Annotated in this window: 14 protein-coding genes; 2 read left to right on the top strand and 12 right to left on the bottom strand. The window is 44.7% G+C overall.

Features of this window, described 5'->3' with window-relative positions; genetic code table 11:
• Positions 1–148 precede the first annotated feature (148 nt).
• Positions 149–874 (top strand): glycosyltransferase family 2 protein, encoded by a 726-nt coding sequence (locus AC3WJC_RS00255; RefSeq protein ID WP_492397058.1) that lies wholly within the window; start codon positions 149–151, stop codon positions 872–874.
• On the opposite strand, the gene AC3WJC_RS00250 is transcribed toward AC3WJC_RS00255, so the two are convergent.
• The 5 genes from AC3WJC_RS00250 to AC3WJC_RS00230 are packed head-to-tail and all read right to left on the bottom strand — an operon-like array spanning position 875 to position 5,763.
• Entirely contained in the window at positions 875–1,894 is a 1,020-nt protein-coding gene (locus tag AC3WJC_RS00250) for an asparaginase (RefSeq protein ID WP_492397057.1), read from the bottom strand.
• Positions 1,895–1,924: 30 nt separating this feature from the next.
• Positions 1,925–2,695 (bottom strand): TatD family hydrolase, encoded by a 771-nt coding sequence (locus AC3WJC_RS00245; RefSeq protein WP_492397056.1) that lies wholly within the window; start codon positions 2,693–2,695, stop codon positions 1,925–1,927.
• Positions 2,696–2,742: 47 nt separating this feature from the next.
• The gene (locus AC3WJC_RS00240) at positions 2,743–3,735 is read right to left on the bottom strand and encodes an FKBP-type peptidyl-prolyl cis-trans isomerase (protein ID WP_492397055.1); all 993 of its coding nucleotides are present in this window, start codon (positions 3,733–3,735) and stop codon (positions 2,743–2,745) included.
• Positions 3,736–3,793: 58 nt separating this feature from the next.
• Positions 3,794–4,750 carry an FKBP-type peptidyl-prolyl cis-trans isomerase gene (locus AC3WJC_RS00235; protein WP_492397054.1) on the bottom strand — a complete coding sequence of 319 codons (957 nt, stop codon included), beginning with the start codon at positions 4,748–4,750 and terminating at the stop codon, positions 3,794–3,796.
• Between the two features lie 2 nt (positions 4,751–4,752).
• Positions 4,753–5,763, bottom strand: a complete 1,011-nt coding sequence (locus AC3WJC_RS00230; RefSeq protein WP_492397053.1) for a DHH family phosphoesterase — start codon at positions 5,761–5,763, stop codon at positions 4,753–4,755.
• Positions 5,764–5,963: 200 nt separating this feature from the next.
• Between AC3WJC_RS00230 and AC3WJC_RS00225 the strand changes: the two genes are divergently transcribed.
• Positions 5,964–6,383 carry a nucleoside-diphosphate kinase gene (locus AC3WJC_RS00225; RefSeq protein WP_492397052.1) on the top strand — a complete coding sequence of 140 codons (420 nt, stop codon included), beginning with the start codon at positions 5,964–5,966 and terminating at the stop codon, positions 6,381–6,383.
• A gap of 507 nt (positions 6,384–6,890) precedes the next feature.
• Here the strand turns inward: AC3WJC_RS00225 and AC3WJC_RS00220 are convergent.
• The 7 genes from AC3WJC_RS00220 to rpsI form a co-directional block, all read right to left on the bottom strand.
• Positions 6,891–8,645 carry an ABC transporter ATP-binding protein gene (locus AC3WJC_RS00220; RefSeq protein ID WP_492397051.1) on the bottom strand — a complete coding sequence of 585 codons (1,755 nt, stop codon included), beginning with the start codon at positions 8,643–8,645 and terminating at the stop codon, positions 6,891–6,893.
• 71 nt (positions 8,646–8,716) lie between these two features.
• Entirely contained in the window at positions 8,717–9,280 is a 564-nt protein-coding gene (gene frr, locus AC3WJC_RS00215) for a ribosome recycling factor (protein WP_492397050.1), read from the bottom strand.
• Positions 9,281–9,383: 103 nt separating this feature from the next.
• Positions 9,384–10,088, bottom strand: a complete 705-nt coding sequence (pyrH, locus tag AC3WJC_RS00210; protein ID WP_492397049.1) for a UMP kinase — start codon at positions 10,086–10,088, stop codon at positions 9,384–9,386.
• Between the two features lie 25 nt (positions 10,089–10,113).
• Positions 10,114–11,250 carry an N-acetylglucosamine-6-phosphate deacetylase gene (gene nagA, locus AC3WJC_RS00205; RefSeq protein WP_492397048.1) on the bottom strand — a complete coding sequence of 379 codons (1,137 nt, stop codon included), beginning with the start codon at positions 11,248–11,250 and terminating at the stop codon, positions 10,114–10,116.
• A 96-nt stretch (positions 11,251–11,346) separates the two neighbouring features.
• Positions 11,347–12,198 carry a translation elongation factor Ts gene (gene tsf / locus AC3WJC_RS00200; protein WP_492397047.1) on the bottom strand — a complete coding sequence of 284 codons (852 nt, stop codon included), beginning with the start codon at positions 12,196–12,198 and terminating at the stop codon, positions 11,347–11,349.
• 91 nt (positions 12,199–12,289) lie between these two features.
• Positions 12,290–13,144: a 30S ribosomal protein S2 gene (gene rpsB, locus AC3WJC_RS00195; RefSeq protein WP_492397046.1), complete on the bottom strand. Its 855-nt coding sequence runs from the start codon at positions 13,142–13,144 to the stop codon at positions 12,290–12,292.
• A gap of 21 nt (positions 13,145–13,165) precedes the next feature.
• Positions 13,166–13,552 carry a 30S ribosomal protein S9 gene (gene rpsI, locus AC3WJC_RS00190; protein ID WP_194100816.1) on the bottom strand — a complete coding sequence of 129 codons (387 nt, stop codon included), beginning with the start codon at positions 13,550–13,552 and terminating at the stop codon, positions 13,166–13,168.
• Positions 13,553–13,560 lie beyond the last annotated feature (8 nt).

The raw sequence follows: 13,560 nt of genomic DNA, 5'->3' as shown, positions 1-13,560 counted from the left end.
TTGATTGCAATTATTTAAAAGTTAATCTCGGCCTCAAAACCAAACAAAAATTAATTTAAAGGCAACTATCTACTATTAATTTTAATTTAAAGCACTGGGGCACAGTTATAGTATATTGCTGCAGAGCAATACCCTATAAACTATTGACATGCTGATAAGTAAACTATCTATTATTATTCCCGCTTATAATGAGGGCCGCACCATCCACTTTATTTTAGATAAAGTTAAAAGTGTTACCCTGCGTAACAATATCACCAAAGAAGTGATCATTGTTAACGACCGCTCTACCGATAACACCGAGGAAGCGATCAACAATTATATTTTAGCCAATCCTGACCTGGATATAAAATACTACGCGCATGAGGTTAACAAAGGCAAGGGTGCCGCGCTGCATACCGGCATTAGCAAAGCCACCGGCGAATACCTGATCATTCAGGATGCCGACCTGGAGTATGACCCTGAAGAATTTAATGACCTGTTGAAGCCCGTTGTTGATGGCTTTGCCGATGTTGTATTTGGCTCACGCTTTATGGGCGGCAACGCGCACCGTATATTATTCTTTTGGCATACCATAGGTAATAAATTCCTGACCACCCTATCAAACATGTTTGCCAACCTTAACCTTACGGATATGGAAACATGCTACAAGCTATTCAATACCAAAATGATACAGTCGCTCACCCTGCGCGAAAACCGCTTTGGTTTTGAGCCAGAAGTTACCGCTAAGATCGCACGCATCCCTAAAATACGTATTTACGAGGTAGGCATATCCTACTATGGCCGCACATACGAAGAAGGCAAAAAGATAGGCTGGAAAGATGGTTTCCGCGCTATCTATTGCATCCTCAAATACGGTATGTTCGGTGTAAAATAATTAAGAGATGGTCAGTTCGCCACGCAGGTCGGTTTCAAGCCACTCCTTTACCTGCAGCGGATCATTCGACTGGCCCAGCAGATACATGATCTTGGTTACGGCAGCCTCAAAGGTCATGTCGTAACCATTGGTTACACCTATATCCTTTAACTGTTTGCTGGTTTCATAACGGCCAAGTTCAACGGTACCTACCTTACATTGCGATATATCGAGGATTACCTTACCGCTGTCGATGGCTTTTTTAAGCAGATCGATAAACCAATCGTCGGTAGTGGTATTGCCCGAGCCGTAAGTTTCCATCACCACGCCGCGAACATCCGCTAACAAAATGCTTTCAACCACCTTCGGACTAATACCCGGATAAAGTTTCAGCACAGCAACATCATTAGCGGCCATGTTATGCACAATAATAGGCTGTTCACTTGGCTGCCTGATATCATTCACGCTAAATCGCAGGTGCACACCTGACTCAGCAAGTATCGGGTAATTAGGCGAACGGAAAGCCTCAAACTTTGATGAATTATACTTGAACGCGCGGTTACCACGGAAGAGTTTGTAATCAAAGTAGATACAAACCTCCGGTACACGGGCACGGTCATTCTTTTTGGCTTTTGCCAGCTCAATGGCCGTCATTAAGTTTTCCTTGGCATCGGTACGTACCGCACTTATAGGTAGTTGCGAGCCGGTGAATATTACTGGTTTATCCAGGTTCTCAAGCATAAAGCTCAATGCCGATGCACTGAAAGCCATGGTATCTGAGCCATGCAACACCACAAACCCATCCACCGAATCATAATTTTTTTTGATAAGGCGGGCCAACTCGTTCCATATCTCCGGATTCATGTTGGATGAATCGATAACGGTATCAAACGAGTGTACTTTTATTTTACAATTAAGGCGCTCCAGTTCGGGCACGTTGTCCATTATCTGTTCAAAGTTAATGGGTACAAGCGCCTTGGTCACCGGGTCGCTCATCATACCTATTGTCCCCCCGGTATAGATGATCAGTATCTGGTTCATTAATATTTGTCGTGTGTTTTAAATAAATTATTATACCCCGAATATCTTTTTTGAATTAAGGGTAGTTACATCCGCCACCGTTTCAACATCTGTATTATATATATCGGCCAGTTTTTGCGCGATGTATATCAGGTACGAACTTTCATTAGGTTTACCACGGTACGGAGTGGGGGTAAGATACGGAGAATCCGTTTCTAAAACGATATGCTGTAAGTCGATTTGCTCAACCACCTTATCCAGCCCGCTGTTTTTATACGTAACCACACCGCCAATACCCAGGTAAAAACCCAGATCGATCACCTTTTTACCGTAATCGGCCGTACCGGTAAAGCAATGGAATATACCGCGCAGTTTATCATCAGCCTCGCTGGCCAGCACCTCGTACACCTCATCAAAAGCGTCACGACAGTGGATCACTATCGGCAGATCGAGCTGTTTGGCCCAGTTGATCTGTGCTTTAAAAGCGGCTATCTGCCCGTCGAGATAGGTTTTATCCCAATACAGGTCGATGCCAATTTCGCCAATGGCATATATTTTATGCTGAGGTTGATGAAATGCTTTGATCTTCTCCAGATGATCCTCCCATCCCGGCTTAACATCGCAAGGGTGCAGGCCCAGCATCGGGAAACACATCTCCGGGTATGCATCAGTAAGTTCATAAACCTTTGCAACCGAATCGGCATCAACATTGGGCAAAAACAGGCGCTGTACATCATTTTGAATACAACGGTCTATCAGCCCGCGGCGCTTCTCCGGGTCGGTTTCATAGTACAGATGGGTATGCGTGTCAGTTAATACCATGCGGCAAAAATAAAAAAGCCTCCTGATTAATATCAGAAGGCTTGTAATTAATTAGCTTTTTTAGTGGCGGATGCCTTTTTAGCGGTGGCCTTTTTACGTACCGACGCCTTTTTAACGGGCGCTTTGGTTTTTGCTGCTGGCGGCATCACCTTTTTACCCGGCTTCACCTTTACCAGTTCTACATCAAAAACCAAGGTACTGTATGGCATAATTACCGGTGGCGAACCACGCTCACCATAACCTAATGCCGAAGGGATGATCAGCGTAGCTTTTGAGCCCTCGCCCAATAGTGCCAAACCTTCTTCCCAGCCCTTTATTACGCGACCTGCGCCTTGCACTACCTCAATAGGTTCGTAAGTACGGCCGGTTTGCTGTAGATTGGCTTTTTTAGCCTCAGCCTCAATGCTCGAATCGAATACCTTGCCATCCAGCGTACGGCCTACATAGTTAACCAGCATGGTGTCACCGGCTTTTGGCTTTAATTTGGCGGATGGCGTTGTAATAACATATTTTAAACCGGATGGCGTGGTTAATACATTCAGCTTGTTGTCGGCAATGTATTTGTTGGCCGCGGCGGCTTCCGCGCCTTTAAGTTTGCCTATTTCGGCTTCCTTTTCAGCCATTGCTTCGGCTAATGATTGTACCCTTTCTATCTTTAACCGGGTGATGATATTGGTGCCTTTTTTTATAAATGGCGGCATACTATCCTCATGCCCCTTGAATATCGAATCAACCGGAAGTTTTACCAGCGCGCTATCCTTAGCGCCCAGCAGCGGAAATACATCCATCAAATCCATCAGGCTTTGTGATGCACGTACCTGCGTTTGCACCGGCTTACCGGCCTTGTAGGTGCTGAATAATACCGAATCCTTATCGGTTAACTGCTCTACCTGGAAAGTGATGATATCACCCTCTTTAATACGCGGCCCGTTATTTTTTGTAATAATGGTACACTCAGCGCCTTTTGCGGTACGCTGTACCTGTGCCGCTGCCGAAAACGACAGGGCGGCAAGCACTATGGCTATACTTATTTTTTTCATAGTAATAAAAAGGCCTTTCTGATGATATCAGAAAGGCCGGTATGTTTTAAATGTATACTTATTTTTTAACCGGGGCCGGTGCTACAGCCTGAGGAGCTACACCTGCTTTTGGTTTTACAATATCAACCACCTCAATTTCAAACGCTAACGGAGAGTATGGAGGGATCACGTTTGGTGAACCTTGCTCGCCATAAGCCAGGCTTGACGGGATAACGAATGTACCTTTAGCACCTTTGTTAAGCAGCACCAAAGCATCAGCCCAGCCTTTAATAATACCGGCTGAACCAACCGGCACGCGGATAGGCTCGTATTTACGCATCGGGTTTGCAATCTTTTCTTTTTCAGCTACTTCTTTAACGCTGGTATCAAACACTTTGCCTGACAGTAAACGGCCAGTGTAGTTAACTACCGCAGTATCACCTTCAACCACCTGCGGGCCGCTGCCTTGTTTGGTAATTACATAGTTAAGGCCTGAAGGTGTTTTTGTTACTTTCAGATCTTTTTCGGCAACGTATTTGGCGATCAACGCCGGCTCGCGATTTTTAAATTCTTCTGATTGTTTTTTGAAGTATTCAGAGATACGGCCCTGGAAAACCTGATCGCTCAGTTTGCCTTTGTTAATTACCTTCTCAACCTTCATTTCGTACACCAGGTATTTACCTTTAAGTTGCGGCGGGCGCTGTCCTTTAGGGAAAACCGAGTCGATATTCATTTTGATGGTAGCGCTATCGCCTTCGCTCAATAATTGCAGCGCGGCATAGATATCGCCTTTTGCCTGTGGTTTTTGCATCAGTACCGGGGCTGAGTTGCCGGCATCATAAGTTGATGACAATACCGAGTCGGCATCGTTTTTAGTGATGACGTTAACCGCCAAAAAATCACCTTCTTTAATGGTAGTTCCTTCTTTATCAGTGTGAATATTGTAAAGCAAACCACCCGGGCCTTGCTTAAATCCACCGTTACAGCTTGCCATAGCTAACGCGGCAAGCGCAAAAAACATGAAGCCTTTTTTCATTTCTATTGTATTAATAACTTTTTGTAGTTGGGTAATATATCTTTTAGTTCTTGTATTACTTGGTTAAGCGGCTTGTCTGACCGGCCTCCCGCTGCATTGCGGTGGCCGCCACCGCTAAAGTACTTTTTGCAGATCTCATTAGCCGGAAATTCCCCTTTTGAGCGTAGCGAAAGCTTCACTTCATCAGCGCGTTCAACAACAAAGGCCGCGAGTTTAATATTGGCGATGGATAGCGCGTAGTTTACAATGCCTTCCGTATCGCCGGTATGTACATCATATAATTCAAGCTCGGCTTTGGTTACTGATACGATAGCTGTATTATATTCATAAAGCACCTCCAGCTTATTGCTCAGGCAATGGCCTAAAAAGCGCAGGCGGTTTTCGGTAGAGCTATTGTAAACCAACTCGTGTATACGCCAGTTAACCGCTCCGGCGTTAATCAGCTCGGCGGCAATCAGGTGCACTTCGGCTGTGGTTTTTGGCAAGCGGAATGATGCTGAATCCGTCATGATACCGGTGTACAAACAAGTAGCTACATCCTTATTGATCAAAGCCTTGTTGTTCAGGGCATCGGCAATAAAGGTATAAACCAGTTGCGCGGTGGCACAGGCGTTTATGTCCCAATAACGGAAATCGTCAAAATCCTCCGGGTCCAGGTGATGGTCTATCATCAGCTTAGCAGCCTGGCTGGCACGTACACTATCCGTCATGGCATTAATGCGCGATAAGGCATTAAAGTCAAGGCAAAATATCATTTCGGCCTCGGCAATCAAGGTATCGGCAACAGCGGTATTTTGGGTGTAGATGATCACCTCCTCATTACCCGGCAACCAACTTAAAAAGTCAGGATAATCAGACGGGGCGATCACTTTTGCATGATGCCCTTGCTGTATCAAATAATTGTACAAGCCTAACGACGAGCCCATCGCATCGCCATCAGGCTTATGATGCGTGGTTATTACTATTCTTCGTGGCTGCTCTAACAGGCGGGCAACCGAGGCTATATCTAACATCAAACTTTTTTAAAAGGATTGCAAAGCTAAGATAAATTTTTAACGCATTGATATATAGGTGTAACATTTTTAATTACAAGCTGACAGGGCCATTTACCGCTGTAAGCCTGATAAAAGCCTGCTACTTTTGCCCTTATGCTAAAAAGTTTTAAATATCACGGTGTAAAACTCTATTTTTGCGGCAACTATAAACACTCAAAATGGAAACTAACAAAACATTTACCATGATTAAGCCTGATGCGGTTGCAAACGGGCATATTGGTGCAATATTGGATAAGATAACTAAAAGCGGTTTTAAAATTGTAGCGCTTAAATACACCGCACTTAGCGCCGCTAAAGCCGGTGAGTTTTATGCAGTACACAAAGAGCGCCCTTTTTACAGCGCCCTGGTTGAATTTATGTCGTCAGGCCCGATAGTAGCCGCTATATTGGAGAAAGATAACGCGGTTGAAGATTTTCGCAAACTGATCGGCGCTACCGATCCTTCAAAAGCTGAAGAAGGTACTATCCGCCAGTTATTCGCCAAATCAATTGAGGCTAATGCGGTTCACGGTTCAGATTCTGACGAGAACGCGCAGATCGAAGGCAGCTTCTTTTTCTCTGCTTTCGAGAAATTCTAATTGCTTTTACAAGCACAAAAGGAAAGGGCTTACGCTAACCGTAAGCCCTTTCCTTTTTTATATGCCTTAATTGTCATTTGTCCTTTCGAGCGATAGCGAGAAATGACAGGATTTATAATAACCAATATAGCAGAAGCACAAACCTTAAATACCCTATAATTCCGGCCTTTTAATTTTCGGGTAGTAGGTGGATGCACTGCCTTTCACAGAAAATTAAACAGCCGGCAGTTTTTGCTTCTTTTGTCTGCACAAAAGAAGTTTAGGACAGGTAATGAACTGTGCTTAAAAGTGCTTTAATCAAGAGATTCTGCTCGAAATTATCGTCAGCCTGCTCTTAGGCGCAGGGCCCAGTTAATTCCCTTGGTGCGAAAGTAACCAAAGATCAAGCCGGAAAAAACCTTCCACCCGCAGGCAATACTTCATGACCCGGTTTTCCGGCAGCCCGGCGCTCTTTTTTCGTTCACTTATTTATGAAAGTCCTCCCTCTTGAAGAGGATTTAGGAGGGGTTATGCATCAATCACATCCTTCTCACCTATCTGCTGCCTCCACATGGCATAGTACAGGCCTTTTTGCAGCAACAGGTCAATATGCTTGCCTGATTCCACAATGTTACCTTTCTCCAGCACGTAGATCTTGTCGGCATGCATAATGGTTGACAGGCGGTGGGCGATCAGTATGGTAATATGGTCGTTCTTAACCGATACATCGCGGATAGTTTCGGTGATCTCTTCTTCGGTGAGCGAATCTAACGCCGAGGTAGCCTCATCAAACACCAGGATGTCCGGGTTACGCAGCAAGGCACGGGCTATAGAGAGGCGTTGTTTTTCGCCGCCTGATACCTTTACGCCACCCTCACCTATTACCGTATCCAAGCCTTTATCGGCGCGGGCTAACAAGCCCTGGCAGGCGGCTCGGTGCAGCACATTCATACACTCGGCATCCGTTGCGCCGGGACGAACGAATTGTAAATTCTCGCGGATAGTACCTGAGAACAACTGCGTATCCTGTGTTACAAATCCAATACGCTCACGCAACTGGTCCAGGTCAATGGCATTGCTCGGCACATCGTTATACAAAATATCACCCTGCATAGGCTGATACAAACCTACCAGTAATTTTACCAGCGTAGTTTTACCTGATCCGGACGGGCCAACAAATGCGATGGTTTCGCCGGTATGGGTTTCGAAACCGATATGGCTTAGGGCGTTGCGGTTTGCCGTAAGGTGCTTAAAGCTCACATCCTGAAAAGAGAGCGTGCTTACTTTTTCAAGCAGTACCGGTTTATCCGGCTTAACCTCTATCGGGGTGGATAGTATACGGCTGAAATTACCCAGCGATACCTGCGCCTCACGCCATGAAAGGATCACGTTACCCAACTCCTGCAACGGATTGAACAGGAAGAATGAGTAGAACAAAAAGCTGAAATACTGGCCCGGCGAAATAGTTCCGCCAAATATCAGTATCAGCAAAACTACTACCATAATGCTGCGTACCAGGTTTACGGTTGTACCCTGCACAAAGCTCATGCTGCGTACAAACTTCACCTTTTTCAGTTCCAAGTCAAGTATTTTGTAGGTGGTTTTGTTAAGCCGTTCAATCTCCTGGTTAGCCAGGCCAAGGCTTTTTACCAGTTCAATGTTACGCAGCGATTCGGTAGTTGAACCGGCCAGCGCGGTAGTTTCGCTTACTATACTTTTTTGCACCTTTTTAATACGCCTGCTCATTAAGGTACTTACCAGCGCTATAACCGGTATGGATGCGAAATACACCAGTGTTACCTTATAACTCACCGTAGCCGAATACACGATAACGAATACCATCCCCACAATGCTCACAAACAATATGCTGATGAACGAGGTAATAAATTTTTCGCTATCCAGCCGTACCTTTTGCAGGATGCCTAATGTTTCGCCGCTGCGCTGATCCTCAAATACCTGGTAAGGCAGTTGCAGCGAATGCCGCAAACCATCCGAGTACATTGCGGCACCGGTTTTTTGTACAATTATGCTGGTAAAATAATCCTGAAAGTTTTTGGCAATACGCGATACCATGGCCACGCCCACGGCATAACCTACCAGACGCAATACATTGTGTAAATATTCATCATAAGGCAAATGTTGGCGCTTTTCAATCACCTCATCTACAATGCGGCCGGTTATATAGGGATCTAACAGGGAGAAGCCGATATTGAACGCGGCCAGTGCCAAAGCCAGCACTACTACCCATTTATGTTTTGACAGATACGATAAAAGCAATTTCATAAGGGCGCAAAAATAAAAAAAGGGAATGGCGTAAAACGCTCACTCCCTTTAATTTGACATTAGGTTGGTTATTAAACCGTCATTATATCTTTTTCCTTAGCTTCTGAAAGCACATCGCACTTAGCTATATAGCTATCGGTCAGTTTCTGCACTTCAGCTTCGCCTGTTTTTATCTCATCTTCTGATACGCCTTCGGCCTTCAGTTTCTTTATCTTTTCGTTGGCATCTTTACGGATGTTACGGATAGCGACCTTACCGCTTTCAACCTCGCCTTTGGCTTTCTTAACCAGATCACGACGGCGCTCCTCAGTAAGCGGCGGTACGTTGATACGGATAATTACACCATCATTAGTTGGGTTTACACCAAGGTTGGCTTCTTTAATCGCTTTTTCAATAGCGTTCAGTAATGATTTTTCCCAAGGCTGTACCACAATGGTACGCGCGTCGGGCGTGTTTACGTTACCTACCTGGCTTAACGGGGTTGGTGTACCGTAGTAATCAACAGTAACATCATCCAGCATTGATGGGTTAGCTTTGCCAGCACGTATCTTTAAAAGCTCGCTATCGGTATGGTCAATGGCTTTTTCCATTAAAGCCTTTGCATCGTTTACCTGTTTTTTAATGAGTTCGCTCATTTTTATAAATTTTCAACAAAAATAATAAAAACATCTGTTCCGAGTAAGGTCATTTCAGGGCAAGCTGCAATTTCTGTTACTTACCGTGTTAACTAAACGCTTGCTACTTTACAATAGTCCCTACGTGTTCGCCCTGGGCCAGTTTCATAAAGTTGCCTTCCTTGTTCATGTCAAACACCACAATCGGCAGCTTGTTCTCTTTACATAAAGTTATAGCCGTCATATCCATTACGTTCAGGCCCTTGTCATACACTTCCTGAAAGCTGATCTCGTCAAAACGGGTAGCGCTGGGGTCTTTCTCCGGGTCGGCAGTATAAATACCATCCACACGGGTACCTTTCATTACCACATCGGCTTTTATTTCGATAGCGCGTAGTGAGGCTGCTGTATCTGTAGTAAAATATGGGTTACCGGTACCGGCACCAAATATCACGATCTTACCGGTTTGTAAATGCGTCATGGCGCGACGGCGGATGTAAGGCTCGCAGATCTGCTCCATTTTTATGGCTGATTGCAGGCGGGTATCAATACCTATATCTTCAAGGGCGCTTTGCATGGCCATACAGTTAATTACCGTTGCCAGCATACCCATATAATCAGCCTGGGCACGTTCCATACCTGATTTTTCGGCACTCAATCCCCTAAAAATGTTGCCGCCGCCAATTACTATAGCAACCTCAATACCGGCATCAAATACGGTTTTAATATCCTGCGCGTATTGCTGCACACGGTTGTTATCAATACCATACTGCCTTTCGCCCATCAGCGATTCGCCGCTAAGTTTTAGTAAGATCCTTTTGTATTTCATCAGATATGTGTTATAGTGTTGTCAGTTAGTTTCTGTTTATTGGTTCAGGCTTGTACACCTCCTCACCCTGCAAAAAGGTAGTTGCGACCGTAAAACTATCATTAAAAATCAGCAAATCGGCAAAATAGCCTGCTTCAATTTTACCTTTGTTAGATAACGATGCCAGTTGCGCCGGGTAAAGCGATGCCATATTTATAGCTTCAGCAAGGCTGATGCCCACTTGTTTCACCCCGTTCTCTACCGCTTTAAGCATGGTTAATGCCGAGCCGGATAAGGTGCCGTCAGGCATTACATAGCGGTCGCCTTTAAGCTGATGCTGATAAGCGCCCTCGCTGGCGATGGTAACGGCATCGGTGATAAAAAAAAGTTTGTCGCCAAGCTCACGCTTTGCCAGGGCAATCATCGGGAAGCTTACATGAATGCCATCAGCCACAATACTGGTGTATGGCTTTTGCTCAAATATGGCGGGAATAATGCCCGGCTCACGGTGGTGCATTTGCGGCATGGCGTTGAACAGGTGCGTTGCCGCCGTTACCGGGTTATTAAAAAAAGTTGAAGCCTGCTGATACGTAGCATCCGTATGCCCCGCGGAGATAATGATATTTTGCGATGCCAGGTAGGCCATCACTTCATCATCCTGTAATTCGGGCGCAATAGTTATCATTTTAATAACGCCCTCGCCAAGCTCCACCCAGCTTTTAAGTTCGCTTAGTACAGCTTTTTTAATAAATTGTTCGGGATGCGCGCCTTTACGTTTGGGGTTAAGGTATGGCCCTTCGAGGTGCAGGCCTAAAAAGTTGCCTTTAGCCTGCGGTTGATATTTTTTCGCGGCATCAATACCTTGCAGCACCACCTCATCGCTATTGGTAGCTATGGTAGCCAAAAAACCGGTAGTGCCTTGTTGTAGCAGCACCTGCTCCATTTCGGCCAAGGCCTCAACAGACGGGTTTCCGCCAAAGAGTTTGGTACCGGCACCGTAAATTTGCAGGTCGATAAGTCCTGGAGCTATATAATCTCCATTAAGATCTATGCTTTTAACACCGGCAGGAATTTGCCCGGCATCTATAACGGCTTTAATTACTTTACCCTCAATTAAAATAGCCTTGCCCGAAACTATTGTTCCGTCAGTTATCAGCCTGAGGTTATGTAAAGCGGTGACCATTATACATTAAAGAGCCGAAACAGGTTCGGCATAAGGTAGTTAAAAAATATGATCGCAAAAAAAATCCCCCTCGTTTAAACGAGGGGGATAATAAAATTAAGCTCCTAAAGCAACTCGCTTAAAGGCGGTTACGGTAAGGCCTTTTTCAACAGTTGCTAAAAACTGTGAAATATTTTTTGATGGGTCTTTAACAAACTCCTGGTTCAACAAGGTTGAATCTTTGTAGAATTTGTTCAGTTTACCAGAGGCTATTTTCTCAACCATTTCTTCAGGTTTGCCTTCAGCACGAATTTGCTCTTTAGCGATAGCTAATTCACGCTCAATAGTAGTAGCGTCAACACCATCTTTATCAATAGCAACTGGGTTCATGGCAGCAATTTGCATAGCCACGTCTCTGCCTGCTTCATCAGCACCTTCAGCGTTAGCGCTTAAAGCAACCAATACACCTAAACGGAAGTTACCGTGGATGTAACCAATTACTTTCTCGCCTTCAATAACTTCGTATTTTGATACACCAATCTTCTCACCAATTTTACCGGTTCTGTCAGTAATGGCTTCGCCGATAGAGATACGCGAAGTTTCGGTATCAATTTCAAGTTTGTACAACTCATCAATTGAAGCCGGAGTTTTTTCAACAGCGGCATTCGCGATAGCGTTAGCAAAAGCGATAAATTCAGCGTTTTTAGCCACGAAATCAGTTTCGCAGTTAAGCTCGATGATGATACCTTTTTTGCCATCGGCAGAGGCGCGAGCGATAACAACACCTTCGTTAGACTCACGGTCCTGACGGCTTGCTGCTACTTTAGCACCTTTTTTTCTTAAATAGTCAATTGCGGCTTCAAAATCACCATTGGTTTCAGTTAAAGCTTTTTTGCAATCCATCATACCGGCACCGGTTTGCTGGCGCAGTCTGTTTACGTCGGCGGCAGATATTTGTACTGTAGACATATTTTTTAAAGTTTTTTGTTTGCTTGGTGAGTAACAAATAATGAACAGCAGGGCGATGCCTGTTGTTCATTACCATTTTGTTTACTCAATATTATTCTTCAGTTGAAGGGGTCGCTTCGGCAGATGGAGCTTCGGTTTCAGTTTCAGCCTCGGCTGTAACTTTACGAGTTCTTTTACCACCTTCGGCAGCAGCCTCAGGGCTGTCAGCTTTCGCTTTAGCAACTGCTGCTTCTTTTTCAGCTTCGTCTTCTTTCTCGCGCTTGCGCTCGTCTAAACCTTCTTCAATAGCTTTGATGATGATAGAAGTGATCAAAGAGATTGATTTTGTAGCATCATCATTCGCCGGGATAGGGAAATCGATGTTTGAAGGATCAGAGTTAGTATCAACCATCGCGAAGGTTGGGATGTTCAGTTTCAACGCCTCAGAAACAGCGATGTGCTCTTTCTTAACATCAATCAGGAACAACGCAGCCGGTAAGCGGTTCAGGTCGGCAATACCGCCTAATAAGCTTTCCAGTTTAATACGCTCACGCTGGATCATCAGTCTTTCTTTTTTAGAAAGGATGCTGTAAGTACCGTCTTTAGTCAGTTTATCGATGTTTGACATCTTTTTGATCGACTTGCGTACGGTAGCAAAGTTAGTTAACATACCACCTAACCAACGCTCGGTTACGAAAGGCATGTTTACTGTTTTTGCCTGCTCAGCAACGATGTCTTTTGCTTGTTTCTTGGTAGCAACAAACAAAACTTTACGTCCTGATTTTACAATTTGTTTGATGGCTGAAGCTGCTTCTTCAACTTTTGCCAAAGTTTTATTTAAATCGATAATGTGGATACCGTTACGCTCCATGAAAATGTACTGAGCCATTTTCGGATCCCATTTGCGGGTAAGGTGACCAAAGTGTACACCTGCATCCAGTAAATCCTGATATGTTGTTCTTGCCATTGTTGAGTCCTCCTTAAAATATTAACGTTTACTGAATTGAAATCTTCTTCTCGCTTTACGGCGGCCTGGTTTTTTACGCTCAACCATACGGTCATCACGTGTCATTAAACCTTTAGCGCGTAATGCCGGTTTCTTTTCAGCGTCAAGCTCAACAATAGCTTTAGCGATAGCTAAACGAACGGCCTCGGCCTGTCCTTTAACACCACCACCTGCTACGTTTACCTTAACATCGTACTGGCCAGCTACACCCGCAACCTCTGATGATTGGTTAACGATGTATTGTAGCGGCAATGTTGGGAAGTACTCTTTGTAATCTTTACCGTTAACGGTAATGTTGCCATTGCCTTCGCTTAAATAGATGCGGGCAACTGCGGTTTTTCTTCTGCCTGAAGTGTTAGTTGTTGGCATTGCTTTTC

Source organism: Mucilaginibacter sp. FW306-07-L, from assembly GCF_058782065.1.
Note: the sequence above shows the minus strand (reverse complement) of the source record. Positions and strands in the feature narration are given on the sequence as shown.